The sequence below is a fragment of the Streptomyces sp. NPDC093261 genome, from assembly GCF_044753645.1.
Classification (GTDB): Bacteria; Actinomycetota; Actinomycetes; order Streptomycetales; family Streptomycetaceae; genus Streptomyces.
Window position 1 is genome coordinate 20744 of record NZ_JBIVNO010000031.1, and the last position, 26992, is coordinate 47735.

23 protein-coding genes are annotated in these 26992 nt (G+C 71.5%); 11 read left to right on the plus strand and 12 right to left on the minus strand.

The window, feature by feature from the left end:
• Positions 1-56: 56 nt before the first annotated feature.
• Together ACIP94_RS36400 and ACIP94_RS36405 are read right to left on the minus strand one after the other, a co-directional pair.
• Positions 57-1412: a hypothetical protein gene (locus ACIP94_RS36400; RefSeq protein ID WP_402435756.1), complete on the minus strand. Its 1356-nt coding sequence runs from the start codon at positions 1410-1412 to the stop codon at positions 57-59.
• Between the two features lie 238 nt (positions 1413-1650).
• Positions 1651-2844: an RtcB family protein gene (locus ACIP94_RS36405; RefSeq protein WP_402435759.1), complete on the minus strand. Its 1194-nt coding sequence runs from the start codon at positions 2842-2844 to the stop codon at positions 1651-1653.
• Between the two features lie 193 nt (positions 2845-3037).
• On the opposite strand from ACIP94_RS36405, the gene ACIP94_RS36410 reads away from it, so the two are divergent.
• The 3 genes from ACIP94_RS36410 (at position 3038) to ACIP94_RS36420 (ending at position 6490) form a co-directional block, all read left to right on the plus strand.
• Positions 3038-3922, plus strand: coding sequence for a DUF3558 domain-containing protein (locus ACIP94_RS36410; RefSeq protein WP_402435762.1), 885 nt, complete (start codon positions 3038-3040; stop codon positions 3920-3922).
• A 150-nt stretch (positions 3923-4072) separates the two neighbouring features.
• Entirely contained in the window at positions 4073-5017 is a 945-nt protein-coding gene (locus ACIP94_RS36415) for a DUF3558 domain-containing protein (RefSeq protein ID WP_402435765.1), read from the plus strand.
• Positions 5018-5194: 177 nt separating this feature from the next.
• The gene (locus tag ACIP94_RS36420) at positions 5195-6490 is read left to right on the plus strand and encodes a DUF2637 domain-containing protein (protein WP_402435850.1); all 1296 of its coding nucleotides are present in this window, start codon (positions 5195-5197) and stop codon (positions 6488-6490) included.
• A 114-nt stretch (positions 6491-6604) separates the two neighbouring features.
• Here the strand turns inward: ACIP94_RS36420 and lysS are convergent, their stop codons facing one another.
• The gene (lysS, locus tag ACIP94_RS36425; protein ID WP_402435768.1) at positions 6605-8350 is read right to left on the minus strand and encodes a lysine--tRNA ligase; all 1746 of its coding nucleotides are present in this window, start codon (positions 8348-8350) and stop codon (positions 6605-6607) included.
• Between the two features lie 228 nt (positions 8351-8578).
• On the opposite strand from lysS, the gene argS reads away from it, so the two are divergent.
• Complete coding sequence (gene argS, locus ACIP94_RS36430) at positions 8579-10342, plus strand: arginine--tRNA ligase (RefSeq protein WP_402435771.1); 1764 nt, start codon at positions 8579-8581, stop codon at positions 10340-10342.
• 67 nt (positions 10343-10409) lie between these two features.
• Here argS and ACIP94_RS36435 read toward each other — a convergent pair whose 3' ends face one another.
• Positions 10410-11717 (minus strand): helix-turn-helix domain-containing protein, encoded by a 1308-nt coding sequence (locus ACIP94_RS36435; RefSeq protein ID WP_402435774.1) that lies wholly within the window; start codon positions 11715-11717, stop codon positions 10410-10412.
• A 211-nt stretch (positions 11718-11928) separates the two neighbouring features.
• On the opposite strand from ACIP94_RS36435, the gene ACIP94_RS36440 reads away from it, so the two are divergent.
• A complete protein-coding gene (locus ACIP94_RS36440; protein ID WP_402435777.1) occupies positions 11929-12654 on the plus strand; it encodes a DUF4232 domain-containing protein in 726 nt (241 codons plus the stop codon).
• Here ACIP94_RS36440 and ACIP94_RS36445 read toward each other — a convergent pair.
• On the minus strand, positions 12644-13066 hold the full coding sequence (locus tag ACIP94_RS36445) for an ATP-binding protein (RefSeq protein ID WP_402435780.1): 423 nt from the start codon (positions 13064-13066) through the stop codon (positions 12644-12646). The two genes, ACIP94_RS36440 and ACIP94_RS36445, sit on opposite strands and share 11 nt — an antisense overlap.
• A 179-nt stretch (positions 13067-13245) precedes the next feature.
• Here ACIP94_RS36445 and ACIP94_RS36450 point away from each other — a divergent pair, with 179 nt between their 5' ends.
• The 3 genes from ACIP94_RS36450 to ACIP94_RS36460 all read left to right on the plus strand — a co-directional run bounded on the left by ACIP94_RS36450 (position 13246) and on the right by ACIP94_RS36460 (position 15416).
• Positions 13246-13485, plus strand: coding sequence for a DUF397 domain-containing protein (locus ACIP94_RS36450; RefSeq protein WP_402435783.1), 240 nt, complete (start codon positions 13246-13248; stop codon positions 13483-13485).
• Between the two features lie 35 nt (positions 13486-13520).
• Entirely contained in the window at positions 13521-14360 is an 840-nt protein-coding gene (locus tag ACIP94_RS36455) for a DUF4253 domain-containing protein (protein WP_402435786.1), read from the plus strand.
• A 123-nt stretch (positions 14361-14483) separates the two neighbouring features.
• Complete coding sequence (locus ACIP94_RS36460; protein WP_402435789.1) at positions 14484-15416, plus strand: phosphotransferase family protein; 933 nt, start codon at positions 14484-14486, stop codon at positions 15414-15416.
• A 51-nt stretch (positions 15417-15467) separates the two neighbouring features.
• Here the strand turns inward: ACIP94_RS36460 and ACIP94_RS36465 are convergent, their stop codons facing one another.
• Entirely contained in the window at positions 15468-16373 is a 906-nt protein-coding gene (locus ACIP94_RS36465) for an SAM-dependent methyltransferase (protein WP_402435792.1), read from the minus strand.
• A 324-nt stretch (positions 16374-16697) separates the two neighbouring features.
• On the opposite strand from ACIP94_RS36465, the gene ACIP94_RS36470 reads away from it, so the two are divergent.
• Both ACIP94_RS36470 and ACIP94_RS36475 read left to right on the plus strand, forming a co-directional pair.
• A complete protein-coding gene (locus ACIP94_RS36470) occupies positions 16698-17264 on the plus strand; it encodes a DUF4232 domain-containing protein (RefSeq protein ID WP_402435795.1) in 567 nt (188 codons plus the stop codon).
• A gap of 98 nt (positions 17265-17362) precedes the next feature.
• Complete coding sequence (locus ACIP94_RS36475; RefSeq protein WP_402435798.1) at positions 17363-18478, plus strand: amidase; 1116 nt, start codon at positions 17363-17365, stop codon at positions 18476-18478.
• A 72-nt stretch (positions 18479-18550) separates the two neighbouring features.
• On the opposite strand, the gene hemB is transcribed toward ACIP94_RS36475, so the two are convergent.
• From hemB to ACIP94_RS36505, 6 genes are all read right to left on the minus strand, one after another.
• Positions 18551-19543: a porphobilinogen synthase gene (gene hemB / locus ACIP94_RS36480; protein ID WP_402435801.1), complete on the minus strand. Its 993-nt coding sequence runs from the start codon at positions 19541-19543 to the stop codon at positions 18551-18553.
• A gap of 378 nt (positions 19544-19921) precedes the next feature.
• Positions 19922-21628 (minus strand): uroporphyrinogen-III synthase, encoded by a 1707-nt coding sequence (locus ACIP94_RS36485; RefSeq protein WP_402435804.1) that lies wholly within the window; start codon positions 21626-21628, stop codon positions 19922-19924.
• Positions 21625-22668, minus strand: a complete 1044-nt coding sequence (hemC, locus tag ACIP94_RS36490) for a hydroxymethylbilane synthase (protein WP_402435807.1) — start codon at positions 22666-22668, stop codon at positions 21625-21627. Before hemC ends, ACIP94_RS36485 begins: the two co-directional genes overlap by 4 nt.
• Complete coding sequence (locus ACIP94_RS36495) at positions 22665-24446, minus strand: glutamyl-tRNA reductase (protein ID WP_402435809.1); 1782 nt, start codon at positions 24444-24446, stop codon at positions 22665-22667. The genes hemC and ACIP94_RS36495 overlap by 4 nt, the downstream gene beginning before the upstream one ends.
• Positions 24443-25210 (minus strand): redox-sensing transcriptional repressor Rex, encoded by a 768-nt coding sequence (locus ACIP94_RS36500; RefSeq protein WP_402435812.1) that lies wholly within the window; start codon positions 25208-25210, stop codon positions 24443-24445. Before ACIP94_RS36500 ends, ACIP94_RS36495 begins: the two co-directional genes overlap by 4 nt.
• 306 nt (positions 25211-25516) lie before the next feature.
• On the minus strand, positions 25517-25816 hold the full coding sequence (locus tag ACIP94_RS36505; protein WP_402435815.1) for a glutaredoxin family protein: 300 nt from the start codon (positions 25814-25816) through the stop codon (positions 25517-25519).
• Positions 25817-25989: 173 nt separating this feature from the next.
• Between ACIP94_RS36505 and ACIP94_RS36510 the strand changes: the two genes are divergently transcribed.
• Positions 25990-26913, plus strand: a complete 924-nt coding sequence (locus tag ACIP94_RS36510) for an HAD family hydrolase (RefSeq protein WP_402435818.1) — start codon at positions 25990-25992, stop codon at positions 26911-26913.
• The last annotated feature ends 79 nt before the right edge of the window (positions 26914-26992 follow it).

The window sequence follows — 26992 nt, forward strand, 5'->3', positions numbered from 1 at the left end:
GCCGCCGTCGCCGGCGGTCCGGCGACGTGGTACGTGCCGGTCGGAGCGCGTGGGCATTAAGTCCGTCCCAGGAAGTCGCTGGTGGTGTACCCGGCTGCGACCATGAGGCCGACCTGTTGGATGTACAGGTGCGTCGTGGCCTCGTCGAGGTGCCCCAGACCTACGCTTGCCATCTTGACGGCCGAGGCGACGTCTAGGCGGGGGCGCTCGCCGTGAAGGTCACGGCCGGCGGTGACGTCGCCGAGCAGGAACACGGCCGCCAGATGAGTCGCGTAGGTGTGCCGGAGATCGTGGGTGTGGACGTGTGGGAACCAGCGTTCGTCCTGTTCGGCCACGGCCTCTGCTCGGCGTGAGACATCGGCTGTGATCTCCCCGACGCTGGTCGCGGCCATCGGCCCGCCGCTGGTCGCGGACAGGAACAGCGTCGCCGGCTCGCCGCCAGGGGTGAGTAACCTGCGCCGGTCGTCGTTGGTCATGTCGTTGAAGGGCAGGAATCGGCCATCGCTCGTGGTGACCCCTGCGGCTGAACGGCTGCCTGGCGGGGTCGCATGGACGACCTGGATCGGGTCGGCCGGGCGCCATCGGCGGAGCAGGGCACGACGTGAGCCGCGCTGCGGATTGGCGTAGTCCCAGACATGCTTCAGGTGGGTGCGGAAGGCGGGGAGGCGGACCTCGCGCCGGTTCTTGTTGACCAGCGCCGGGACTCGCATCTCGATGAGGTCGCCCTGCTGATTCGGGTCTGGGACTTCCCAGATAGTCAGGTGCGCGAGGACGTTGGCGCGGGCTCCGCAGGCCAGGCCGAGGCCGATGACGGCCGCGTCTCGAGGCGCGGTGAGGCTGTCACCGATGACGCCGCCGAGGCCGAGTCGCCAGGCAGCGGCGAGCAGGTAGGGAATCTGGGCGGGCGTGAGCGGGGTGCCCGCCGCAGCCACACGGGCGACGTTGCGCCCCTCACGCATGGACTCCACGCTGCCTCGAGCGGTGGGGATCCGGTCGAGGGTGAACGGCAAGGCGATGCCGTGGGTCTCGCGCAGCCACAAGTAGAACTGCTTGATCGCGCGCCGGTCGATCTGCCAGGTATTGCCCGACACGCGTGTCGCGGCGTCCACGGTCCGGTGGTTCACGTAGGCGACCACGTGCTCGCGGATTGCCCCGCGCAGCGTGGCATTGCGGTCCAGAAGGAAATCGGCGAAGCCTCTGAGCGCCTCGGCGTACGTCGGCGCGGTCTTGGTCCCGCCGGTGCGACCCCAGACCTCCGCTAGCCACTGTGAGGCGTCCGGTTCGACACGGCCGTCGATGAGCAGGACCGGTGACATGACGGACTCCGCGGGAAGCGGGTCAACCCCGAGGGCCCGCTGCACGACCTCAGCGTTCCAGCCGTGCTTGGACTGCCAGACCCGAACCCGGTTCACCCCGCCCACTGCCCGAGAGTGGTACGGGTTGGGGCGAGAGGCATCTCGCCTCTCCCCCCAACCCATCGCATGTTCGGCACCACGTTCTTGCCTCCAGTCTCCTCCGACGGCGCCGCTGCACAGCAGCGGCTACCAACTCGGAGAACGACCGCGAAGGAGACAGGTTTCGCTCCATTCCTATGGCCTTCGGCATGCCGGAAGAGCCACCAGGTTGGAGACACCTCAAGGTTCCGAGAATTCAGCCCTTCACGCACACGAACTGCTTCAGCTTCGCCACCACCTCGACGAGGTCGCTCTGCTGCTGCATCACCTGGTCGATGTCCTTGTAGGCACCCGGGATCTCGTCCAGCACACCGGAGTCCTTGCGGCACTCCACGCCCCTCGTCTGCCGCTCCAGGTCCTGGACCGTGAAGCGGCGCTTCGCCGCGTTGCGGCTCATGCGCCGACCCGCGCCGTGCGACGCCGAGTTGAACGCCCTCTCGTTACCGAGGCCCTTCACGATGTACGAGCTGGTGCCCATGGAGCCGGGGATGATCCCGAAGTCGCCGGCCCCCGCACGGATGGCGCCCTTGCGGGTCACCAGCAGATCCATGCCCTCGTACCGCTCCTCGGCAACGTAGTTGTGATGGCAGGAGATCTCCGGCTCGAAGGCCGGCCTCGCCTTCTTGAACTCCTTGCGGACCACGTCCTTCAGGAGCGCCATCATGATCATGCGGTTGTACCGGGCGTACTCCTGAGCCCAGTACAGGTCGTTCCGGTAGGCCGCCATCTGGGGGGTGTCCGCCACGAAGACGGCGAGGTCGCGGTCGACCAGCCCCTGGTTGTGCGGAAGCCTCTGGGCCACGCCGATGTGGTGTTCGGCCAGCTCCTTGCCGATGTTCCGGGACCCGGAGTGCAGCATCAGCCAGACCGACCCCGCCTCGTCGAGGCAGAGCTCGATCATGTGGTTTCCGCTGCCCAGGGTCCCCATCTGCCTGGTGGCGCGCTCCTCGCGGAATCTGACCGCCTCCGCCACCCCGTCGAACCGCCCCCAGAAGTCGTCCCACCCGGCGGTGGCCAGTCCGTGGAGGCGCCACGGGTCCACGGCGTCGTCGTGCATACCGCGTCCCACCGGGATCGCCTGCTCGATCTTCGAGCGCAGACGGGTGAGGTCACCGGGGAGGTCGTTCACCGTCAGGGACGTCTTCACCGCCGACATGCCGCAGCCGATGTCCACGCCCACCGCCGCCGGGCACACCGCGTCCCGCATCGCGATCACCGAGCCGACCGTCGCGCCCTTGCCGAAGTGGACGTCCGGCATCACCGCGAGGCCCTCGATCCACGGCAGCGTCGCCACGTTCCGCAGCTGCTGCATCGCGGCGTCCTCGACCGTCGCCGGATCCGTCCACATACGGATCGGGACCTTGGCGCCCGGCACCTCTACATACGACATATCAGCCTCTTTCCCCCGGATTTGAACATAAGTCTCTGATCGCAAAACCGGCGCCAAGGTCGACGTATGGGACAACGGACCGGCGTCCACGGCAGCGCGTGCGATAGACATTGTCTCCAGGGAGCCGCCGAGGGCGGCAACCGATTAACCAGGGGCCCCGCACGCCCACGGAACCGTCGAGAGGACCCTCACCGTGCAGCGGAAGGCGTACGTACCGGGCGCCGCCGTGCTCCTCGCGGCCCTGCTGAGCGCCTGCACCTCGGGCTCCGGGAGCGGTGGCGCGGCGAAGGACTCCAAGGCGGGCGACTCCACCGCGAGCGCCACCGCCGCCCAGCCCGGCAAGTACCGCTCCCTCTCCGACGCCTGCGGCGCGGTGAGCCACAACACCCTCGACTCGCTGCTGCCGGGCATCCGGCAGATAGCGGACCAGGGGCAGCGTGACAACGCCTACCAGGGCGACGCCGCGCTGACGTACAACAACGACCGCCGCTCCGGCTGCCGCTGGAAGTCGGAGTCGGCGACCGCCACGGACCATCTGTTCGTCGACTTCGAGCGGGTGGTGTCGTACGACAACACGGTCAGCGACGACGACCGCGCCCATGAGGTCTACGACTCCAAGCAGCGGGCCGCAGGGCTCCCTGAGGCCGGTTCCGCTTCCGGTTCGGCCTCTGGTTCCGCTCCCGCCTCTGGCTCCGGTTCCGCTTCCGGTTCAGCCTCCGGCTCCGCGTCCGCTTCCGCTTCCGGCTCTCCTTCCGCCTCCCCGAGCGGCGGCAGCAGCCCGCACGCCGGTGGGCCCCCCTCCGCCTCCGCGCCCGTCTCCGGGAGCCCGTCCGCCGACGAGACCGAGGCCGATCTCCAGCCCCGCACGCTCGACAACCTCGGCGACGAGGCGTTCCTCGACGACCAGCTCAGCACCTCCCAGCAGCGCACGGTGACTGTGGTGTTCCGCACGTCCAACGTCATCGTCACCATCGAGTACGACGAGCAGCCGGCCGCTGCCGGAATCGCCCCGAGCAGCGAGGACATGCAGGACAAGGCCCGGAAACTGGCCCAGCAGCTGGCCGGTTCCCTCGGCTGAGGCACCCCCGTCGCCCGCCCCCGCGGGGGAACCGAATCCCGCACCGCATGCGTCCCCACCGCGTACCGTGGCCCCTCGGACCCGATCCGACCGCACGAACCACGAGCGTCATTGAGTGAAGGAACCATGCACCGACCTGCACAGCGAGACATGGGGGTACCTCCCACACCGTTCAGGCAGCGGGGGAGAGAGCAGCACGATGAGGGCGTTCAGCGCGTTCAGAACGTTCAGGGCGGCAGTGGGACGGGCGCACGCCTGCGCCGCCTCCTCGTCTGCGCGGCGGCCGTTCCGGCGGTGCTCGTCGCCGCCGGCTGCTCCTCGGACTCCGGTTCCGGCTCGGGCGGCGACGCCAAGCCGCAGGCGCAGGAGCAGCACACCGCCGACGCCAAGCCCTCGCAGAGCGCCTCGGGGAACGCGGTGCAGCCCGCCGCGTACACCACGTTGCCGAAGCCGTGTGCCGTGCTGTCCGACAAGACCCTGGGCGACCTTGTGCCCAAGGGGGTCAAGTCCGGCAAGCAGGGCACGTCGGATGCCGCGGGGACGCGTTCGAGCTGCTCGTGGAGCAGCCTCCAGAACAACGGCGTCAAGGGCTCCCAGTTCCGCTGGCTGAACGTCTCCCTGCTGCGCTTCGCGTCGGACGCCGCACGCGGCACGGGCAACAAGCTCGCCGAGGAGTACTACGGCCGGCAGGTGCAGGACGCGCAGTCCGTGGACGGCGCGAAGAACACCAAGTCGGCGCCGGTCGCCGGGGCGGGCGACCAGGCGACGGCGGTGCGCTACGACCTGACGAAGAAGGAAGGCGCCTTCAGGCAGGAGACGATCGTGGCGCGGGTGGAGAACGTCGTCATCACCGTCGACTACAACGGCGCCGGACTGGCCGGTGACAAGACCCCGGACGCCGACGACCTGGCGAAGGCGGCGGAGAAGGCCGTCAAGGAGGCCGTGTCCTCGGTGGCGGCGGCGAACCACGACGGTGCGAGGTCGGGCTCGTCCCCGGCGCAGGGCGCCTCGAAGAGCCCCTCGCCGTCGAAGAGCGCGTCCGCGAGCCCGTCGAAGAGCGCCTCCCCATCCGCGTCGGCCTCGAAGAAGAGCTGACCCGGACGGCGCCGCAACTGCCCGCGCCACCAGGGATGTCGCGGTAGCCCGGTCCCGTGCGGACCGGGCTACCGCCACACCGGCCGCCCGAGCGCCGCGGGCGTGTGCCACCCTGTTGCGCGCAACAACACGCAACGGGAGGGGAATACAGTGGCCGGGCCACTGCAGCTGACACGGATGCACCGGGTTCTGATCGGCGTGGTCGTCAGCGGTGCCGTCATCATCGCCGGGATCGGCTTCGCGGGCTCGTACGCGGCCGTCCGTGCGCTGGCCCTCAAGAAGGGCTTCGGGAACTTCAGTTATGTCTTCCCGGTCGGTATCGACGCGGGCATCTGTGTCCTGCTGGCCCTGGACCTGTTGCTGACCTGGATCCGCATCCCCTTCCCGCTGCTGCGCCAGACGGCGTGGCTGCTGACGGCGGCGACGATCGCGTTCAACGGCGCGGCGGCCTGGCCGGACCCGCTGGGCGTGGGCATGCACGCGGTGATCCCGATCCTGTTCGTGGTCGCGGTCGAGGCGGCGCGCCACGCGATCGGCCGGATCGCGGACATCACGGCGGACAAGCACATGGAGGGCGTGCGGCTGACCCGCTGGCTGCTCTCCCCGGTTCCCACGTTCCTGCTGTGGCGCCGGATGAAGCTGTGGGAACTGCGGTCCTACGACCAGGTCATCAAGCTGGAGCAGGAACGTCTCGTCTACCAGGCCCGCCTGCGCTCCCGCTTCGGTCGAGCCTGGCGCCGCAAGGCCCCGGTGGAGTCGCTGATGCCGCTGCGGCTCGCCCGCTATGGCGTACCGCTGGCCCAGACGGCCGGGGCGGGGCTCGCGGCGGCGGGCATAGAACCGGCGCTGATACCCCCGGCGCCGCCGCTCCAGGCGGCCGCCGGCACTGCCGCCGCCGGTGCCGCCCAGGCACCGGGACGGGCGCCCGCCGGCGAGCAGCGCCCCCAGCTCGAGGGCAACCGGAACCCCGGGCAGCCGGTCCCCGAGCCGGACCCCGAGCAGAGCCCTTGGTTCACCACCCCCTCGCAGGCGGAATACCACGGCGGCTATGACCCCTCGTTCGAACCGGAGCCTTCCTACGAGCCCGAGGAAGAGCACTGGCAGTGGTACGAGGAGCAGCAGCCGCAGCAGTACCAGGCCCCGTACCCGGACCAGCCGCAGCAGTACCAGGCCCCCGTCCCGGAGCAGTCCCAGGGGCCCTCTTCGGAGGAGACCGGCAGCTTCCCCATCCCGGTCACCGGCAACCGCACCCGTGAGCTGGGGGAGGGCGGGGGAACCCCGGAGCCGGACGAGGAGTCGTACTACCAGGTCTTCAAGCAGTCGATCAACGGCAGCTACCCGACCCCGCGCGAGTTCAGCGACAACGTCGAGGCCGAGTTCCGCATCACCCTCCCCGCGGAGGATGCCAAGCGCATGGTCAACCGGTTCACCAACCGCCACACGGCGGAACTGGAGGAGGACCACATCGCGTAGACGGCCCGGCGGCGACCGCACACGAAGGGGGCGCCCGGTGGTCACCGGGCGCCCCCTTCGTGTGCGCGGACTCCTAGCTCGCGTGCGCGGAACTACTCGCTCGCGTGCGCGGAACTACTCGCCGAGCAGCCTCCGCACCCGGTCCTGCCCCACCGCGAGCAGCAGGGTGGGCAGACGCGGGCCGGTGTCACGGCCGACGAGCAGGTGGTAGAGGAGCGCGAAGAACGACCGCTGGGCGGTCTTGATCTCCGGGGGCAGCTCCTTGGGGGTCGCGTCCGCGGAGAACCCGGCCTGGACCTTGGGCACTCCGTAGACCAGGTGGGTGAGCCCGTCCAGCGACCAGTTCTCCTCCAGGCCGTCCAGCAGCAGCCGCAGCGACTGCTGCGCCTGCTCGTCGAGGGACTTCAGCAGCTCGGCGTCCGGCTCGTCGCGCACGATGGTGCGCTGGTCCGCCGGGACCTGGGTGTTGATCCAGGCCTCGGCCCGGTCGTACCGCGGCCGGACCTCGTCGAGCGAGGCGAGCGGGTTGGCCGGGTCGAGGTCGGACAGGATCCGCACCGCCTGGTCCTGGTGGCCGGCGGTGATGTCGGCGACGGACGCGAGGGTCCGGTAGGGCAGCGGGCGCGGGGTGCTCGGCAGCTCGGCGGCGGCGGTGCCGACGGCCCGGGTGTACGCGGCCACGTCGCCCGGCAGGGCCGACCCGTCGGCGACCTTGCCCGCCAGCTTGTCCCACTCGTCGTAGAGCCGCTGGATCTCCTGGTCGAAGGCGATCTTGAAGGACTGGTTGGGCCTGCGGCGGGCGTAGAGCCAGCGCAGCAGCTGCGGCTCCATGATCTGGAGCGCGTCGGCCGGGGTCGGAACCCCGCCCTTGCTGCTGGACATCTTGGCCATGCCGCTGATGCCCACGAAGGCGTACATCGGGCCGATGGGCTGCTTGCCGCCGAAGATCCCGACGATCTGCCCGCCGACCTGGAAGCTGGAGCCCGGGGAGGAGTGGTCGACGCCGGAGGGCTCGAAGACCACACCCTCGTAGGCCCAGCGCATCGGCCAGTCGACCTTCCAGACCAGCTTGCCGCGGTTGAACTCACTCAGCCGCACCGTCTCAAAGAACCCGCAGGCCGAGCACGAGTACGTCATCTCGGTGGTGTCGTCGTCGTACGCGGTGACGGTGGTGAAGTCCTTGCCGCACCGACCGCAGTAGGGCTTGTACGGGTAGTACCCCGCGGAGCCGGAGCTGCCGTCGTCCTCGGCGGCGGCGCCGGAGCCCTCCTCGGCCTCCAGCTCGGCCTCGTCGACGGGCTTGTTCTGCTGCTTCTTCCCGGCGGCCTTCGGCTTGGTCCGGTACTGGGCGAGGACCGCGTCGATCTCCCCGCGGTGCTTCATCGCGAACAGGACCTGCTCGCGGTAGACGCCGGAGGTGTACTGCTCCGTCTGGCTGATGCCGTCGTACTCGACGCCCAGCTCGGCCAGCGACTCGATCATCGCGGCCTTGAAGTGCTCCGCCCAGTTCGGGTACGCGGAGCCCTTCGGGGCGGGCACGGAGGTCAGCGGCTTGCCGATGTGCTCGGCCCAGGACTCGTCGACGCCCGGCACACCGAAGGGGACCTTGCGGTACCGGTCGTAGTCGTCCCAGGACAGCACGTGGCGCACCGTGTACCCGCGCCGCCGGATCTCGTCGGCGACGAGGTGGGGCGTCATGACCTCGCGCAGGTTGCCCAGGTGGATGGGCCCGGAGGGGGAGAGCCCGGACGCGACGACGACCGGTTTGCCCGGGGCCCGGCGCTCCGACTCCTCGATGACCTCATCCGCGAAACGGGAGACCCAGTCGGTGGTCTCGGTGCTCTGAGCCACGATCGGCACGTCCTCTTTTTCTGGGGGTTCCTCAGGATCAGCCGCGCGGTCACACGGCTGTCCGATCCATTGTCCCTGCCGAAACCGCATCCACGAAAACCGCTTTTCAAGCTCTTACCCGCGCGTCACCGCCCACGCCGCGCCGCTCACGCGCGGCCGCACCCGGAAAAACCGCTTTACCCCCATGGGATACTGGCCACATCCATCCGCACGCACGAGGAGAACGGCACCCACCTCATGGCCTCGGTCACGTCCCTCACCGCCTCCGTCCACCAGCACCTCGCGAACGCCCTCTCGGCCACCCTGCCGGAGGCCGCCGCCGCGGACCCGCTGCTGCGACGAAGCGACCGGGCGGACTTCCAGGCCAACGGGATCCTGGCGCTCGCGAAGAAGGCGAAGGCGAACCCGCGGGAGCTGGCGACCCAGGTCGTCTCCCATGTCGTCACCGGTGACGTGATCAAGGACGTCGAGGTCTCCGGACCCGGCTTTCTCAACATCACGGTCACCGACAAGGCGATCACCGAGAACCTCGCCGCCCGCGCCGCCGACCCCGAGGGCCGCCTCGGCGTGCCGTACGCGGAGAACCCGGGCACCACGGTCATCGACTACGCCCAGCCGAACGTGGCGAAGGAGATGCACGTCGGCCATCTGCGCTCCGCGGTGATCGGCGACTCCGTGGTCAAGCTGCTGGAGTTCACCGGCGAGAAGGTGATCCGCCGCCACCACATCGGCGACTGGGGCACCCAGTTCGGCATGCTCATCCAGTATCTGGACGAGCACCCGCACGAGCTGGACCACAAGGCCGCCGAGGTCACGGGCGAGGAGGCGATGTCGAACCTCGACCGCCTCTACAAGGCCGCGCGCAAGCTCTTCGACTCCGACGAGGAGTTCAAGACGCGCGCTCGGCGCCGGGTGGTCGACCTCCAGGCCGGCGACCCGCACACCCTCGGCATCTGGCAGAAGTTCGTGGACGAGTCGAAGATCTACTTCTTCTCCGTCTTCGAGAAGCTGGACATGGAGATCCGGGACCCCGACATCGTCGGCGAGTCGGGCTACAACGACATGCTCCAGGAGACGTGCCGGCTGCTGGAGGAGTCCGGCGTCGCGGTCCGCTCCGAGGGCGCCCTGTGCGTCTTCTTCGACGACGTCAAGGGCCCGGACGGCAACCCGGTCCCGCTGATCGTGCAGAAGTCCGACGGCGGCTTCGGCTACGCGGCCACGGACCTCTCCGCGATCCGCGACCGTGTCTTCAACCTCAAGGCGAACTCGATCATCTACGTCGTGGACGCCCGCCAGTCGCTGCACTTCAAGATGGTCTTCGAGACCGCGCGGCGGGCCGGCTGGCTGAACGACGACGTGACGGCGTACCAGCTCGCCTTCGGCACGGTCCTCGGCAAGGACGGCAAGCCGTTCAAGACCCGTGAGGGCGAGACGGTCCGGCTGGTCGACCTCCTCGACGAGGCGATCGACCGCGCCTCCGCCGTCGTACGGGAGAAGGCACAGGACCTGTCCGAGGAGGAGATCGCCGAGCGCGGCGCCCAGGTGGGCGTCGGCGCGGTGAAGTACGCGGACCTGTCGACGTCGGCGAACCGCGACTACAAGTTCGACCTGGACCAGATGGTGTCGCTGAACGGCGACACGTCCGTGTACCTCCAGTACGCGTACGCCCGTATCCAGTCGATCCTGCGCAAGGCCGGCGAGGTGCGCCCGGCCGCGCACCCCGAGCTGGAACTGACCGACGCCGAACGCGCCCTGGGCCTGCACGCGGACCAGTTCGCGGAGACGGTCGCGGAGGCGGCGGCGGAGTACGCCCCGCACAAGCTGGCCGCGTACCTGTACCAGCTTGCGTCCCTGTACACGTCGTTCTACGACAAGTGCCCGGTCCTGAAGGCCGAGACCCCCGAGCAGGTCGAGAACCGCCTCTTCCTGTGCGACGTCACGGCCCGCACGCTGCACGAGGGCATGGCCCTGCTGGGCATCAGGACGCCTGAGCGGCTCTGACGCCGCGCCACCGTCGCGAAGAGCCCCGCACCCCGGGCCGGTTCCCGGGGTGCGGGGCTCTCGCGCGTCAGGCGACCGGCCGGGTGATCCACTCCGCGCCGCCGAGCGGGAAGTCATAGCCCGGCCGCCCCGTGTTTCCGCTCGTCCGGAACGGCCTGCCGTGGTCGTCGATCCGCACGGTGCCGTGCCGCGCGCCGCTGGACCACTCCAGTTCCAGGTACCAGCGCACATCGTGCGCGGCGGTTCGGGCCCGGACCTGGAAGACCTCCGGGTCGGACTCACTCACCTTGAACGGGAAGTCGCGCTGTCCCTGGGCGGGCGCCGCCGACGGGCGCCCCGCGTCCAGGTCGACGTCGAACCCGTTGGTCTCCACACCGCCGCCGCAGCCCACGCCCATGGCGTAGTCGCTCCAGGCCAGGGGTGTGTCGGACGAGATCACCCGGACCCTCAGGTCCTCCAGGACCACGGTCGACGCGCCGGTGCCCTGCACCGTGAGCACCACGTACTGCTCCCCGGACGACACCGCGCCGAGCGCCGACACCCAGCCCGGTGCGTCCTGTTCGGCGGGCGGCGGCGGTACCCGCTGCGGCGCCCGGTCGATCAGGTAGTGCTGGCTGCACGGGTCCTCAAAGGCGTACGGACGGGTGTTGACCGTCAGCGGTACGGCGGGGACGGCGGCCGGGGACGTGGCCGGACCGGTGCTCGGGGCCCCGGGCCCGGCGCTCGGCCCCGGGTCCCGCTTCCCGTCGGCCTTCTCGCCCGCGCCCTGACCGGACCGCGACGGCGAGGGGCCCGCGGGGCGTGCCGTGCCGCCCCCGTCCACGGTTCGCCGCACGCCGGACGACGCCCCCGTGGGGCTCTTGGCGTGGTCCCCTCCGAGGCCGAAGGAGGGGGCCCACGCCAGTACGGCGGCGCCCAGCACCGCGAGTGCGCCGACCGGGACGAGCACCGCGGATCGGACGCGCCGACGGCCGCCGGGAGTTGCCGGGGCGCTCGCCCCCACAGAGACGGTCTCCGGACCGGGCTCCGGCTCCCCGGTGCCACCGGACTCCGGTTCCGTCCTGCCGCCGGGCTCCGATCCTTCCGTGTCACCAGGCCGTACGGCGGCCGCCTTGCCCTTCCTCTCCCGCACCGCGTCGGCCAGCACCCATCGCCGGTGCAGCTCGACCAGTTCCTCGGGTGACGCCTTGCAGAGCCGGGCCAGCCGCTCCACGGGCGCGTAGTCCGTCGGTACGACGTCCCCGGTGCAGTACCGGTGCAGCGTCGACGTACTCAAGTGGAGCCGCCTGGCCAGCGTTCCGTAGCTCAGCCCGGACCGCTCCTTCAGTTCCCTCAGCAACTGCCCGAACGCGCCTGCCGCATCCGCCCCCGACACCGTTCCTCCACCCCCCGTGTCCCTGCGCGCGTCCCAGGAACAGCACGTTTCCCCAGCTCAGAGCAGTGCGGGCGTCCCAGCGTCCCTGAAGGTGCGCCGGTCGTGGCGGCTGGGACGGATCACCCCGCAGGCTCCTTGCCATCCAAGCACGCCGCCCCGCCGACCGGCCCGGCGGCACGCACCGACCGGATCCGCGAAGAGGTTTCCCTTCATGCGCACCTTCCGCACCGCCCGCTCCCGCACCGGGCTGCTCACCACCACCGTCGCCCTCGCGGCCCTGTCCCTCACGGCGTGCCAGAGCGGCACGGGCACGCAGGACGAGGGGGCGTCGGCGCCCGCCGCACAGAGCGCCCAGGCCTCGCATACCGCCTCCGACTCCCGCTCCGGCTCGTCGGCCGCGCAGGGCACGGACACGGCGTCCCACACCGGCACGACGGCCGGCAAGGGCACCGGCATGTCCACGGGCCGCGCCTCCGGCTCCGGTTCGGGCCATGGGGCGACGTCCTCGACTCCCGTCCTCTGCAACGGCGCCAACACCCGGGTCACCGCCCAGCAGGTGTCCCGCCCCCTGAACCACATGCTGCTCACCGTCAAGAACACCGGCTCCCGGCCGTGCGACCTGACGTACTTCCCCTATCTGCGGTTCGACGAGATGCAGTGGGCGCCCGGGGCGTTCGAGGAGAGCCGGCCGCAAGCCGTGGTCACGCTCGCCCCCGGCGAGTCGGGCTACGCGGGCGTGCGCCTCTCCGCCGCCGACGGCAGCGGAGAGAACGGAACCACCGGCCACAGTCTGAGCGTCATCTTCCAGGGACGCACCCCGCGCAGCGACGCAGGCCCCACGGCCACCGTGACGCTGCCGGCCAAGGGCGTGTACTACGACAGCAAGCTGACCGCGACGTACTGGCAGTCCAGCGCGGCCGACGCCCTCACCTGGTGACGCCTCCGGGTGGTGCGGTGGCGAACTCGCACCACACCACCTTGCCGGGGTCCCGCTCGTCGACACCCCACTTGTCGGCGAGCGCGGCGACCAGCAGCAGACCGCGCCCGCCCTCGTCCGCCTGCTCCGGGATACGCGGCTCACCGCCACCGCTGTCGTGCACCTCGACGCGCAGCACGGCACCGTCGTACCGCAGGAACACCCGGAACTGGCGGCCGGGCGGCACCCCGTGCACCAGCGCGTTGGTCGCCAGCTCGCTCACGCACAGCAGCACGTCGTCGCCGCGGCCTGCTTCCGCCAGGCCCCAGCCGGCCAGCGTCTCCCGGGCGAACCGCCGGGCGGCGGGGACGGCTCGGCGCTCGCGCCGGAAGAACCTCTCGCGCAACGGCGGGAGTTGAATCGTTTCGTTCACGAGACGAGTGTTGCGGAGAGTGACTAGCGTGGATCACCGAGTGAGCCCGTACAAATTATTTGTACGGGTTCGTTCGGGGTCGCGTACGGGCACGTCTGGGGAGTTGGTCCAGCATGAACTCCAGGAAGCTTTACCCCCCAGGAGTCGAAGCGCCTGCTGGACCGTCTGCTAGGAGAGCAATGAGCACCGCACTTCAGTGGTTCAAGTCGTCCTACAGCGGCAGCGAAGGCGGCGAATGTCTCGAAGTCGCCTATACGTGGCGCAAGTCCAGCTACAGCGGTGACGAAGGCGGCCAGTGCCTCGAAGTCGCCACCTGCCCCCACACCGTCCACGTCCGCGACTCCAAGAACCCCATCGGCCCCACCTTCACCGTCTCGCCGGAGGCCTGGGCCGCGTTCACCGAGTACGCGGCCCGCTAAGGGCGTTGTCAGTGACTGGCCCTACAGTCACTGCCATGGCGACACTTCCCAATCCGCTGCCCAAGTTGGCGGCAGATCCGAGCGGGCGCGCGCTCGGGCTCGAACTCCCCCCGGGGAGCCTGATCGACGCGACGGACGAGGGTCCGTGGCACGAGCCGCTGCTGTGGCATGCCGGGCGCCCCGCGTCCTCCGGGAACTGGGCGCGGCTGGGCGCGCCCGGCGCGCGGGTGGGGCTGCTTCCGGTGCTCGTCGACGTCGGCGGGGAGGGGGGCGCGCCGCAGGAGTGGCTTCTGACGCCCGGCAGCATGTCGTATCCCGGCGATCACGACGCCGAGGAGGTGCTGGCCGAGCTCTGGGACGAGTACGTGGCCGACGCACCCGACGAGGACGAGGACGACGACCTCGCCGAGACGCTCGCGCCCCACGGCCCCGACTGGCCCGGCCTCGCCGAGGCGCCCCGGCTGGAGGCCGACCCCGACAGCCGCGCCGCCGAGGTCGCCGACCGTCTTCTGGACGACGGCTCCTGGTTCAAGGAGCCGCGCCTCGCCCTGGTCCCGGCCCGCCGTTCCGCCGACCTCCCCGCCGCCATCGGCTGGACCGGCCCGGTCAACTACGAGAACGACACGGCCGTCCTCTGCGCCGTGCTCCGCTCCTGGGAGGACCGCTTCGGCATACGGGTCGTCGCCCTCACCTACGACCGGCTGTTCCTGTCGGTCGCGGCGCCGCCCACCACCCAGGCCGAAGCCGAGGCTGTGGCCGCCGAGCACTTCGCCTTCTGTCCGGACAACATCACGCAGGGGTACCGCGAGACCCTGCGGGAGTACGCCGAGCACGAGGTCCTGGGACAGCGGGTGTGGTCCTTCTGGTGGGACTGACCGTCGCCCGTCCCTGCGGTGGAGCCGGCCCACAGCTCGGTGCTGTGGGCCCGGACGAGAGCGCCGGCGCGGAAATCCCGTTTCGTCCTGCGGACGGCCCCGGCGGGGCCTAGCATGCGGCGCATGCTGCCCACCGTGGACACGTACGAGGAGCTGGAAGCGATCGTCTCGGACGAGACGGTGCTGCGTCCGGCGGCCCTGGACCTGTGCGATCAAATGGGTCTGGTAGGGCTTGCGCTGCGGCGCTTCGACGACGGAACCCTGCCGGTGTACGCACTCGGCGGCGACATGGTGCTGAAGCTGTATCCGCGGATCAGGACGGCCGAGGCCATACGCGAGGCACGGGTGCTGAGCCATCTGTGGGGCCAACTGCCCTTGCCGACGCCCCGATTGATCGCCACCGACGAGTATGTGAACGGCTGGCGGTTCGTGCTGATGTCCCGGCTGCCCGGCAGGAGCGTCGCCGAGGCCTGGCCGATGCTCACGCCGGCCGACCAGGACCGGATCGTGACCGAGTCGGCCGAGGCGCTGGCGGCGCTGCACGCGATGGCGTGGAAGCCGCTGACGGACATCGTGGGCCCCTCGGAATGGTCCTCGTTCCTGCGCCGCCAGCGCGCGTGCGTGCTCGAAAGACACCGTGGCACCGGTGTCACCGAGCCCTGGCTCGGCCGCATCACCGGCTTCCTGGACTCGGTGCCTCTGCCCGCCTCCACCGAACTCGCGCTGCTGCACACCGAGTTCATGCTGGAGCATCTGACCATCGACATGCGGGGCGGCCGCCGTCTGACCGGTCTGTTCGACTTCGAACCGGCGATGATCGGCGACCCGGCCTACGACTTCGCGAGCGTCGGCCTGTTCGTCACCCGCGGCGACCCGCGCCAGTTGCGGCGCTTCTACGAGGCCTACGGGCGCGCCCCGCACGACCCGGACCAGCTCCTCGCGTACACGCTGCTGCACGTGTACAGCGATCTGCCCTTCTATCTGCGTGAGCTGCCGGTACCGCCCGAGCCCCGGCTCGACGCGCTGGCCGAGCTGTGGTTCGGCACGAAGGGCTGACGCCCGGAGGCCGGTCACGGCCTCCGGAACCAGGTGAACGGTGGCCGTGGGCTACGCCTTCCTGCCGGTGGCCGCGTACACGTTGATGTCGGCGTCGGTGACGTCGTTGATGTCGTGGTAGCGGACCTTCTCGATGTCGTCGAGGCCGGCGATACGGGCCGGGTCCACCCTCTCCGGGGCGGGCGCCGCGCCGTCCTGGTGCCAGTGGTGGACCGGGACGACCCCCGGCTCGTCGAGCGTCAGGCCCGGGGTCCCGGTGAAGAACCGGGCGACCTCGTCCTGGGAGCGCAGCACGAAGGTGAAGCCGCGCTCGGTGTAGGTGCGCTGGACGGCGCGGATGTTGTGGGGGTTGAGGTCCTCGGTGAGGTGGGAGAGCACGACCCGGCTGCCGGCGGGCAGCGCCTCCACCAGTTCGCGCACGATCGGGTACGCCTCCTCGTCCTCGACGAAGTGCAGGACAGCCACCAGCACGAGGGCGACCGGCTCGGCGAAGTCGAGTGTCCTGGCGGCCTGTTCGAGGATCTGCGCGGGGTCCTTGAGGTCGGCGTCGATGTAGTCCGTACGTCCCTCGGGGCCGCTGGTGAGCAGGGCCCGGGCGTGGGCGAGGACCACGGGGTCGTTGTCGACGTAGACCACGCGTGAGGCGGGGGTGATCCGCTGGGCGATCTGGTGGACGTTCTCCGCGGTCGGCAGGCCGGTGCCGATGTCGAGGAACTGGCGGATGCCGTCCTCGTGGGCCAGCCGGGTCACCGCGCGGCGCAGGAAGTCGCGGTTGTGCCGGACGTCGAGGTATCCGCGCGGGTTGGCGGCGAGCGCGGCGGCGGCGGCCTCCCGGTCGACCGGGTAGTTGTCCTTGCCGCCGAGGAAGACGTCGTAGACACGCGCCGGGTGGGCCTTGGTGGTGTCGATCCGCTTTCTCAGCTCGGCCGGGTCGCGGCTGAGGGCATCGCCGGGCATGGGACTCTCCCTGAAGGTCGGCGTAAGGAGTCGGTCAATCAACGAGCAACCGGTGGTCAACACCGTAACTTCCGAGGCGAGTTGGACGTGCCCACTTCGGCCTCGGGAGATCGCGCGAACCGTCGTCCGCGTCCCGGAGACCGTTCCCGGGGGACGGCGTCTGCCCAGCTCAGCCACCGTCCCCCGATCCCGGCGTCCCGAAAACGGCGGTGGATGTGGCGCCCGGGGCGGCGTTCCGTTCAAGCTGTGACCATCGAGACGTCCGCTCCCGCCCACCGGTCGAGCGGCGGCACCCCCCAGCTCCGCATGTCGAAGGACCGTCCCATGACCGCTGTCACCGCCGTCCGTACCCGTCTGCTCGCCGCCACCACGGTCGCGCTCGCCGCGCTCGCGCTCACGGCCTGCCGGAACGGCGAGGGCGTACGGGACGAGGGGCCCTCGACGGCAGCGTCCTCCGCCTCCCCCCGGCACACGGCGGCGCCCGCGGCCGCCCCCTGCTCGGGCAGCCGTACGAGAACGACGGCGACGGAGGTGAGCCGCCCCGTGAACCACCTGCTGCTGCGGCTGACCAACACGGGGACCGCGAACTGCGCCCTCACCGGCTACCCGAGGGTCCGCTTCGGCGAGGGGCCCTCCGTCGTGCGGCCCGCCGAGGAGACCAAACCGCGCACCGCCCTCACCCTCTCCCCCGGGGAGTCCGCCTACGCGGGTGTGCTCCTGTCGTCGGCGGACGGCGGCGCGGCGCACGCCCGCACGGCACGCACCCTCACTCTCACCCTCCCCGCGGGCCCCGCCGCCCACCCGTCCCTCCCGGCGCGGGGCGTCCGTGTCGACGACGCCGTGACGGTGACGTACTGGCTCTCCAACGGGGAGGCGGCCCTGATGTACTGAGGCACACACACGGGCGCGAGGGGAGGACGACGGCGGAACGCGAGGAGTACACCCGGCTGTCCGCCCGGCGGATCGCCGCACGGGTTCTGGCCGGGGAGGTGTCGGCCCGCGAGACGGCGCACGCGGCCCTGGAGCACATCGCCCGTCTCGACGGCGCGGTGCGGGCGTTCACCGAGCTCTGGCCCGAGCGGGCCGTGGCCCACGCCGCCGGCGTCGACCGCCGGGTCCGGGCCGGCGAGCGGCTTCCGCTGGCCGGGGTGCCGCTCGCGGTCAAGGCCACCGAGGGGCTCGGCGCCCGCCAGACGGCCCGTCTGCTGGCCGCCGGCTGTGTCCCCGTCGGCGCCACCGCCACACCGGGCCGCGGTACCGCCTGGCAGACTTGGGGCGCCACCGACCGCGGCCCCACACTCAACCCCTACGACCCGCGCTGGAGCCCCGGCGGCTCCTCGGCCGGCTCGGCCGCCGCGGTGGCCTGCGGGATGGTGCCCCTGGCCACCGGAAGCGACGGCGCCGGATCGGTACGCATCCCGGCGGCCTGGTGCGGGGTCATCGGCCTGAAGCCGACGAACGGCCTTGTGCCCGCCCGCGATCGCGCCGGCCTGAACGTATCCGGCCCGCTCGCCCGCACCGCCGAGGACGCCGCCGCCTGCCTCGACGCCATCGCCGGCACCGCGACCCTGCCCGGCCTCGCGCCTCCCCGGCGGCCGCTGCGGACGGCCTGGTCGGCCACGCTGGGCTTCGCCGACACGGCCCGGCGGATCGCCGCCACCGCCCGTGCCCACCTGGACGATCTCGCGGACGCGGACGCCGTCGCCCCGAGGGACGTCCCGCTGCGCCTGCCCGACCCGGCACCCTGCTGGACCGCGCTGCGCGGCGGCGGGAACAGCGGCAAGGACGCGGCGAACGCGACGGAGACCCGAACCGCCCTGCTGCACGCGCTGGAGGGACTCTTCGCCGGGTACGACCTTCTCGCCACGCCCACCACGCCCAACCCCCCGCACCCTCACCAGGGGCCGGGAACCACCCTGAGCGTCGCTCTGACATGGGCCTTCAACATCACGGGACACCCCGCCATCAGCATTCCGGCGGGGCGGACCGAGCAAGGCGAGCCCGTCGGCCTCCAGCTGATCGCCCCGCCGGGCCGGGAGTCCGACCTCCTGGCCGTCGCCCTCCGCGCCGAGGCGCTCCGTCGATCCCCTGGCGCCGGTCCGTAGCCCCGCTCCCTGGCGCCGATCCCGAAGCGCCGGTCCCGTGGCCCGCTCCGTAGCGCCGCGAGGCCGTACGGCCTAGCGCAGCTTCCGCGCGGCCTCGACGGCCCAGTACGTCAGGATGGTGCGGGCGCCGGCCCGCTTGATGCCGGTCAGCGTCTCCAGGATGGCCCGGTCCCGGTCGACCCAGCCCTTCTCGGCGGCGGCCTCGACCATCGAGTACTCGCCGGAGATCTGGTACGCCGCCACGGGCACCTCGACCGCGTCCGCGACCCTGGCCAGGATGTCGAGGTAGGGCCCGGCCGGCTTGACCATCACCATGTCGGCCCCCTCCTCCAGGTCCAGGGCCAGCTCCCGCAGGGACTCGCGCCAGTTGGCGGGGTCCTGCTGGTAGGTCTTCCGGTCGCCCTGGAGCGAGGACCCGACGGCCTCGCGGAAGGGCCCGTAGAAGGCGGAGGAGTACTTGACGGTGTAGGCGAGGACGGCGACGTCCTCCCGCCCGATCTGGTCGAGGGCGTCCCGGACGACCCCGATCTGACCGTCCATCATGCCGCTGGGCCCGACCACATGGGCGCCCGCTTCGGCCTGGACCTGGGCCATCTCGGCGTACCGCTCCAGGGTGGCGTCGTTGTCGACCCGGCCCTTCGCGTCGAGCACCCCGCAGTGCCCGTGGTCGGTGAACTCGTCCAGGCACAGGTCGGACATGACGAGCAGCTCGTCCCCGACCTCGGCCCGCACATCCCGGAGGGCGACCTGGAGAATCCCGTCCGGGTCCGTGCCGGCGGTGCCGAGCGCGTCCTTCTTCGACTCCTCAGGCACGCCGAAGAGCATGATCCCGGAGATCCCGGCCTCGACGGCCTCCGCCGCCGCCTTCTTCAGGCTGTCCCGGGTGTGCTGGACGACACCGGGCATGGCCGCGAGCGGCACCGGCTCGCCGACGCCCTCCCGCACGAACGCGGGGAGGATGAGGTCGGCCGGGTGCAGACGGGTCTCGGCGACCATGCGCCGCATGACAGGCGTCGTCCGCAGCCGACGGGGACGCGTACCGGGGAAGGAACCGTACTTCGTCATGACTTCTACGCTACGCCTGCCTGACGAGCGCCTTTGCCGACGCCCTGTCGGCCTGGGGCCACCGGATGTCCTGGCCGGGGCAGAGCGGCAGAGCCCCGGCCACGGGGCGCGGAAGGCACGGCCAGAGCGATGACAGACGGTCCCGAACGCGTCTCCAGGCACCGACGTCTCGGCTAGCCGACCAGTACGGCACGAGAGAGTTCACACGATCGTCGTCAGGGCGGAACTGCCCTGCTGACTGCGGCGGAGCCTCCGTGGGTGTTGCATGGCCGACAGCAACCAGATCGGTCCGTTCGACGGCTGAACGCCGTCCAAGCAGCGGGGTCACTTACGAATGAGCGTTGCGGAGTGCTCCGGTAGGGAGCACTCCGCCATACCTCAGGTAGTCGTCCGGCGGCGCCGCGCCCCCGGCCGCCGCTCGCTCGGGCGGGTCGCCGGGTCCCCGGCCTCCAGGGCGGCGGCGCGGCGCTTGAGGCCGAAGTCCGCCAGGGCCTCCGCCAGCTTGTGCACCGACGGCTCCGGGGCCATCACATCCACTCGCAGGCCGTGCTCCTCCGCGGTCTTCGCGGTGGCGGGGCCGATGCAGGCGATCACCGTCACGTTGTGCGGCTTGCCCGCGATGCCCACCAGGTTCCGGACCGTCGAGGACGACGTGAACAGGACCGCGTCGAAGCCGCCACCCTTGATCGCCTCGCGGGTCTCGGCCGGCGGAGGCGAGGCGCGGACCGTCCGGTAGGCCGTCACGTCGTCGACCTCCCAGCCGAGTTCGATCAGGCCGGCGACCAGGGTCTCCGTGGCGATGTCCGCGCGCGGCAGGAACACCCGGTCGATCGGGTCGAAGACCGGGTCGTAGGGGGGCCAGTCCTCCAGCAGGCCGGCGGCGGACTGCTCCCCGCTCGGCACCAGGTCCGGCTTCACACCGAAGGCGACCAGCGCCTTGGCCGTCTGCTCGCCGACCGCGGCCACCTTGATGCCCGCGAAGGCCCGCGCGTCGAGGCCGTACTCCTCGAACTTCTCCCGGACCGCCTTCACCGCGTTGACCGACGTGAACGCGATCCACTCGTAGCGGCCCGTCACCAGGCCCTTGACCGCCCGCTCCATCTGCTGGGGCGTGCGCGGCGGCTCGACGGCGATCGTCGGCACCTCGTGCGGCACGGCCCCGTACGACCGCAGCTGGTCGGAGAGCGACGCCGCCTGCTCCTTCGTCCGCGGGACGAGAACCCTCCAGCCGAACAGCGGCTTGTTCTCGAACCAGGACAGCTGGTCGCGCTGGGCGGCGGCGGAACGCTCACCGACCACGGCTATGACCGGCCGCCAGCCGTCGGGGGACGGCAGGACCTTCGCCTGCTTGAGCGTCTGCGCGATGGAGCCGAGCGTCGCGCTCCAGGTGCGCTGCCGGGTCGTCGTGCCGCCGACGGTCACCGTCAGCGGCGTGTCCGGCTTGCGGCCCGCGGCCACCAGCTCCCCGGCGGCGGCCGCGACCGAGTCCAACGTCGTGGAGACCACGACCGTGCCGTCGGAGGCGCCGACCTCGGTCCAGCAGCGGTCCGAGGCGGTCCGCGCGTCCACGAACCGTACGTCCGCGCCCTGCGCGTCCCGCAGCGGCACACCCGCGTACGCGGGCACGCCGACGGCGGTCGCGATACCGGGCACGACCTCGAAGGGAACGCCCGCGGCGGCGCACGCCAGCATCTCCTCGGCGGCGTACGCGTCCAGGCCGGGGTCGCCGGTCACCGCACGGACGACCCGCTTGCCGCCCCGCGCAGCCTCCATGACAAGATGTGCGGGATCCCTCAACGCAGGGACACCAGCGGCTGTTGACTCGCCGTCAACGGCCGCGAGCTGAGCCGTGCCCGTGCCCGGATACGTGCCCGCAGAGGGGTCCGGACCCGTGTTCAGGACGGCGACGCCCGCTCTGGCGTGCGTGCGTACCACGTCGAGCACCTCGTGCTCGCCGACGAGGACGTCCGCGTTCGCCAGCGCCTCGACGGCGCGCAGTGTGAGAAGTCCCGGATCCCCGGGTCCGGCACCGAGGAAGGTGACGTGCCCGTGGTCAAGGCCGGCGGGAAGGGTGGTGGGGCTCAATGTGCTCGCTCCCCCATCAGACCGGCCGCGCCCTTGGCGAGCATCTCGGCGGCGAGTTCGCGACCGAGCGCCATTGCCTGGTCGTGCGTCTCGGGCACGGGACCGGTGGTGGACAGCTGCACCAGCGTCCGGCCGTCGGCCGTGCCGACGACGCCGCGCAGGCGCATTTCCTTGACAATCTGCTCGTCGGCCTGGGGGTCCCACCGCTCGAGCGGAGCCGAGAGTGGGGGAAGGTCGGCCAGCGCGCCCACAGGGGCGCTGCAACCGGCCTCCAGGGCGGCGAGCAGGGACCGCTCGGCGGTCACGGCGGCCCGGGTGAACGGGTCGTCGAGCTCGGCGAGCGCGGCGATGAGGGCAGTGTCTTGGGCGGTGTTCCCCGCCCTGCACTCGATCGCGAGGGCCCCCTGGCCGGGGGCGGGCAAAACCGTGTCGGCCGACAGGAAGTCGGTCACTTCGTCGATCCGGCCCATCCGGTTCAGTCCGGCCGCCGCGAGGACCACGGCGTCCAGCTCGCCACTGCGGACGTATCCGATCCGGGTGTCGACGTTGCCCCGGATCGGGACCGTCTCGATCTCCAGGCCGTGACTGCGCGCGTACGCGTTCAGCTGCGCCATGCGGCGTGGCGCGCCGGTGCCTATCCGGGCCCCGCGGGGCAGGTCGGCGAACTTCAGGGCGTCCCGCGCCACGATCACGTCCCGCGGGTCCTCGCGCTCGGGCACGGCGGCCAGCACCAGGTCCTCGGGCTGCGTGGTCGGCAGGTCCTTCAGGGAGTGCACCGCGAAGTCGACCTCGCCGCGCAGCAGCGCGTCGCGCAGCGCCGTCACGAACACACCGGTGCCGCCGATCTGGGCGAGGTGCTCGCGCGAGACATCGCCGTACGTCGTGATCTCCACGAGCTCCACGGGCCGTCCCGTCACGCGGCGCACGGCGTCCGCGACCAGCCCGGACTGGGCCATGGCCAGCTTGCTGCGCCTGGTACCGAGCCTCAGTGCCCCTTCTTCTCGGGGGGCGCGCCCCTTCGGCTCACGTGGCTCACTCATGCTCGCCCTCGGTTCTCGGCGTTCTCGGGGTTCTCGGGGTTCTCGTCGGCCCGGGAGACGGAGGCGACCGTCTCGGGGTCCAGATCGAACAGGGTGCGCAGCGCGTCCGCGTATCCGGCGCCGCCGGGCTCGGCGGCGAGCTGCTTGATCCGTACGGTCGGCGCGTGCAGCAGCTTGTCGACGACACGCCGCACGGTCTGTGTGATCTCCGCGCGGTGCTTGTCGTCCAGCCCCGGCAGCCGTCCCTCCAGGCGCGCGATCTCGTTCGCGACCACGTCGGCGGCCATGGAGCGCAGCGCGACCACGGTCGGCGTGATGTGCGCGGCGCGCAGGGCCGCGCCGAACGCGGCGACCTCGTCGGAGACGATGCCCCGCACCTGATCGACGTCGGCTGCCATGGGCGCGTCCGCGGACGCCTCGGCGAGGGACTCGATGTCGACGAGCCGCACGCCGGGCAGCCGGTGCACGGCCGCGTCCACGTCCCGCGGCATCGCGAGGTCGAGCAGCGACAGAACGGGCTCGGGCCGGGGAGCCGGCACGACCGCCTCGGGGCGGCGGCGCTCGGGGATACGGCCGACGGTGGCCACGGTCGCGGCGAGCGCCGTGATGACCTCGGCCTCGGCCTCGGGGTCCGGTACGACACCGCCGGCCGGGCGGGCCGTGCGCTCCGCGGCGCCCTTGTCCACCCACGCCGCGTGCTGCTCCAGCTCGGCGGCGTCCATCCCGGCCACGGCCGCCTCGCCCAGCACCGAGAAACCGGCCGTGCCCTGCACGGCCGACAGGTCCAGCGGGCAGTCGTCGTCGGTGCCGGCGCCGAGGAGCGCGAGACCGTCGCGTACGACGGCCGATGCGGTCGTACGCGGGGACTCCGCGTCGTCCGTACGGCGGGGCCCGGCTCCTGCGGGCCTCGGGAGCGAGGGAGCCACGGGGCCCTCCACGCGTCCCTCCAGGGCCTGGGCGACCGCCTCGGCGGTCAGCACCAGGCCGGTGGCGCCGGTGCAGGACACGGCGACGTGGGCACGTGTCAGCTCGTACGGGACCGACTCCATCGGTACCGCACGGGCCACCACGTCCGTGTCGTCGGCCTCCGTCAGGACGCGCGCGAGGCGCTCGGCGCGCTCGAGGGTGCGGTTGGCGATCACGACCTCGGCAACCCCGGCGCGCGCGAGGGTCGCGGCGGCCAGCGAGGACATGGAACCGGCGCCGATCACGAGGGCGCGCTTGCCCGCGGCCCAGGTCGCGACCGGCGTACCGGCCGCGAGCTGCTCCAGGCCGAAGGTCACCAGCGACTGCCCGGCGCGGTCGATGCCGGTCTCGGAGTGGGCGCGCTTGCCGACCCGCAGCGACTGCTGGAACAGGTCGTTCAGCAGCCGTCCCGCGGTGTGCAGCTCCTGCGAGGTGGCCAGGGAGTCCTTGATCTGACCGAGGATCTGGCCCTCGCCCACGACCATCGAGTCCAGCCCGCAGGCCACCGAGAAGAGGTGGTGGACGGCCCGGTCCTCGTAGTGCACGTAGAGGTAGGGGGTCAGCTCGTCCAGGCCGACCCCGCTGTGCTGGGCGAGGAGGGTGGACAGCTCGGCGACGCCCGCGTGGAACTTGTCCACGTCGGCGTACAGCTCGATGCGATTGCAGGTGGCGAGCACCGCGGCCTCGGTGGCCGGCTCGGCGGCGACCGTGTCCTGGAGCAGCTTGGCCTGGGTGTCCGCGGTCAGCGCGGCCCGCTCCAGGATGCTCACAGGAGCACTGCGGTGGCTCAGTCCGACGACGAGGAGGCTCATGCCGGCATCACGGCGGGGACGTCCCCGTCAGGCCCCTGGTCGGCGGAACCCTTGGCCGCGGCGGCGGCCGGCAGGCCTTCGGCGATGGCCTCCATGGCTTCCTCGCCGGCCTTGCGCTGCTCGTGGAAGGCGAGGATCTGCAGCTCGATGGAGAGGTCGACCTTGCGCACGTCCACGCCGTCCGGCACGGACAGCACGGTCGGCGCGAAGTTCAGGATGGAGGTCACGCCCGCGGCCACGAGCCGGTCGCAGACCTGCTGGGCGGCGCCCGCGGGGGTGGCGATGACACCGATGGAGACCCCGTTGTCCTGGATGATCTTCTCCAGGTCGTCGGTGTGCTGGACCGGGATGCCCGCGACGGGCTTTCCGGCCATCGCCGGGTCGGCGTCGATGAGCGCGGCGACCCGGAAGCCACGGGACGCGAACCCGCCGTAGTTGGCCAGCGCCGCGCCGAGGTTGCCGATACCGACGATCACAACCGGCCAGTCCTGGGTCAGGCCCAGCTCACGGGAGATCTGGTACACGAGATACTCGACGTCGTAGCCCACGCCCCGGGTGCCGTAGGAGCCGAGGTAGGAGAAGTCCTTGCGCAACTTCGCGGAGTTGACCCCCGCGGCGGCGGCCAGCTCCTCGGAGGAGACCGTGGGTACCGAGCGCTCCGACAGTGCGGTCAGGGCTCGGAGGTACAGCGGAAGCCGGGCGACGGTGGCCTCGGGAATCCCTCGGCTGCGGGTCGCCGGTCGGTGAGTTCGGCCAGTTGCCACGGTGCTCCTGCGGGTAGCGCGGGGCTGCAGGCGGTCACACGTCCCCAGACCGCCCCGTCGAATGCAGGCTATGTCTTTGTGAACGCGTGCACAAAGATGGTGTCCGATTTGCCCGGCCAACGTGACCGGGGTCACGCGCCTCCGGCGCACCGGAGGGGAACCGGCGCACGGACCCAGCCGTTCCTTTTCTCCTGGGGGCAAAGCCGCCCACTCTCCTCGACAATCCACGCCCCCGAGACCAATCGCCGACGATCCTAAGCGACTCTCCGCCTCAGTTGGACTGATCAGTCAGTTCGGTGGGGCCGCTCAGCCGGCCGCCGTCAGGGCTTTGCGCAGGCGTTCTTCGTTCACACGCCAGAACGTGTGCTGGGCGCCGTCGACCAGCACGACCGGGATCTGCTCCCAGTACCGGCGATGCAGCTCCTCGTCCTCGGTGATGTCCTTCCGCTCCCAGGGGACCCCCAGTTCGCCGCAGACCTTCTCGATGACGGTCTGTGCGTCGTCACACAGATGACAGCCGGGCTTCCGGATGAGGGTGACGAGACGGTCCTGGGGGTCGCGGCCCTGGGTGCTGTTGCGCCGAAAGATGGGACTCATGTCGGCCATTTTCACTCCGGAAGACCCCTGCGCGAGCCCCCCGCCCCTAACGTGCGACCGCCGGTGACCACCACGCCGCCACGCCGACCGGCCCACTCCTTTAACGGCGCGGTCGCACAGAGTTCACAGCCTCCCAACCTCTCGACTCCGGAACCACCGAACAAACTGGCTATGCTCGCGTCATGGCCGCTCTCGGATGGCTCACTCCCCGTAGGCGCTCCGCCACGGCGCGGAGCGTGTTGGCAGGCGAGGCCTCGGCGGAGGCAGCGCGCAAGACCTCGCAGGACGCCGTCGCCCAGGACGTCACCAGGGAACCGGAATTCCCGGTCCTCGGCGATGAGAAGGCCGCGGCGTTCTTCGACCTGGACAACACCGTGATGCAGGGCGCCGCGCTGTTCCACTTCGGCCGCGGTCTGTACAAGCGGAAGTTCTTCGAGACGCGCGACCTGGCGAGGTTCGCCTGGCAGCAGGCGTGGTTCCGGCTGGCCGGGGTGGAGGATCCCGAGCACATGCAGGACGCCCGGGACTCCGCGCTGTCGATCGTGAAGGGCCACCGGGTCTCCGAGCTGATGTCGATCGGCGAGGAGATCTACGACGAGTACATGGCCGAGCGGATCTGGCCGGGTACGCGGGCGCTGGCACAGGCACACCTGGACGCGGGCCAGAGGGTGTGGCTGGTCACGGCGGCGCCGGTGGAGATCGCCACGGTGATCGCCCGCAGGCTGGGCCTGACCGGAGCCCTCGGCACGGTGGCGGAGTCCATCGACGGCGTCTACACCGGCCGCCTCGTGGGCGAGCCCCTGCACGGCCCGGCCAAGGCGGAGGCGGTGCGCGCGCTCGCGGCGGCGGAGGGCCTGGACCTGCCCCGCTGCGCGGCGTACAGCGACTCCCACAACGACATCCCGATGCTGTCGCTGGTGGGTCACCCCTACGCGATCAACCCGGACACCAAGCTCCGCAAGCACGCCCGCGCCCAGGACTGGCGCCTGCGTGACTACCGCACGGCCCGCAAGGCCGCCAAGGTCGGCCTCCCGGCAGCGGCCGGGGTGGGTGCGGTCGCGGGCGGCACGGCAGCGGCCATCGCCCTGCACCGCCGCCGCCGCTGAGACGCCGCCGAAACCGCCGCCGGCGCCGGGCCGCCACCACCGCCCGATCACCACCAGCCGCCTGCCACTGTCACGGCCG

Bases quoted from the DNA above. Each gene is read 5' to 3' on its own strand.
- ACIP94_RS36405 (WP_402435759.1), bottom strand. From the start codon at position 2,844: ATGTCGTATGTAGAGGTGCCGGGCGCCAAGGTCCCGATCCGTATGTGG.
- ACIP94_RS36415 (WP_402435765.1), top strand. From the start codon at position 4,073: ATGGGGGTACCTCCCACACCGTTCAGGCAGCGGGGGAGAGAGCAGCAC.
- ACIP94_RS36420 (WP_402435850.1), top strand. From the start codon at position 5,195: ATGCACCGGGTTCTGATCGGCGTGGTCGTCAGCGGTGCCGTCATCATC.
- argS (WP_402435771.1), top strand. From the start codon at position 8,579: ATGGCCTCGGTCACGTCCCTCACCGCCTCCGTCCACCAGCACCTCGCG.
- ACIP94_RS36440 (WP_402435777.1), top strand. From the start codon at position 11,929: ATGCGCACCTTCCGCACCGCCCGCTCCCGCACCGGGCTGCTCACCACC.
- ACIP94_RS36450 (WP_402435783.1), top strand. From the start codon at position 13,246: ATGAGCACCGCACTTCAGTGGTTCAAGTCGTCCTACAGCGGCAGCGAA.
- ACIP94_RS36455 (WP_402435786.1), top strand. From the start codon at position 13,521: ATGGCGACACTTCCCAATCCGCTGCCCAAGTTGGCGGCAGATCCGAGC.
- ACIP94_RS36460 (WP_402435789.1), top strand. From the start codon at position 14,484: ATGCTGCCCACCGTGGACACGTACGAGGAGCTGGAAGCGATCGTCTCG.
- ACIP94_RS36465 (WP_402435792.1), bottom strand. From the start codon at position 16,373: ATGCCCGGCGATGCCCTCAGCCGCGACCCGGCCGAGCTGAGAAAGCGG.
- ACIP94_RS36470 (WP_402435795.1), top strand. From the start codon at position 16,698: ATGACCGCTGTCACCGCCGTCCGTACCCGTCTGCTCGCCGCCACCACG.
- hemB (WP_402435801.1), bottom strand. From the start codon at position 19,543: ATGACGAAGTACGGTTCCTTCCCCGGTACGCGTCCCCGTCGGCTGCGG.
- hemC (WP_402435807.1), bottom strand. From the start codon at position 22,668: ATGAGTGAGCCACGTGAGCCGAAGGGGCGCGCCCCCCGAGAAGAAGGG.
- ACIP94_RS36495 (WP_402435809.1), bottom strand. From the start codon at position 24,446: ATGAGCCTCCTCGTCGTCGGACTGAGCCACCGCAGTGCTCCTGTGAGC.
- ACIP94_RS36505 (WP_402435815.1), bottom strand. From the start codon at position 25,816: ATGGCCGACATGAGTCCCATCTTTCGGCGCAACAGCACCCAGGGCCGC.
- ACIP94_RS36510 (WP_402435818.1), top strand. From the start codon at position 25,990: ATGGCCGCTCTCGGATGGCTCACTCCCCGTAGGCGCTCCGCCACGGCG.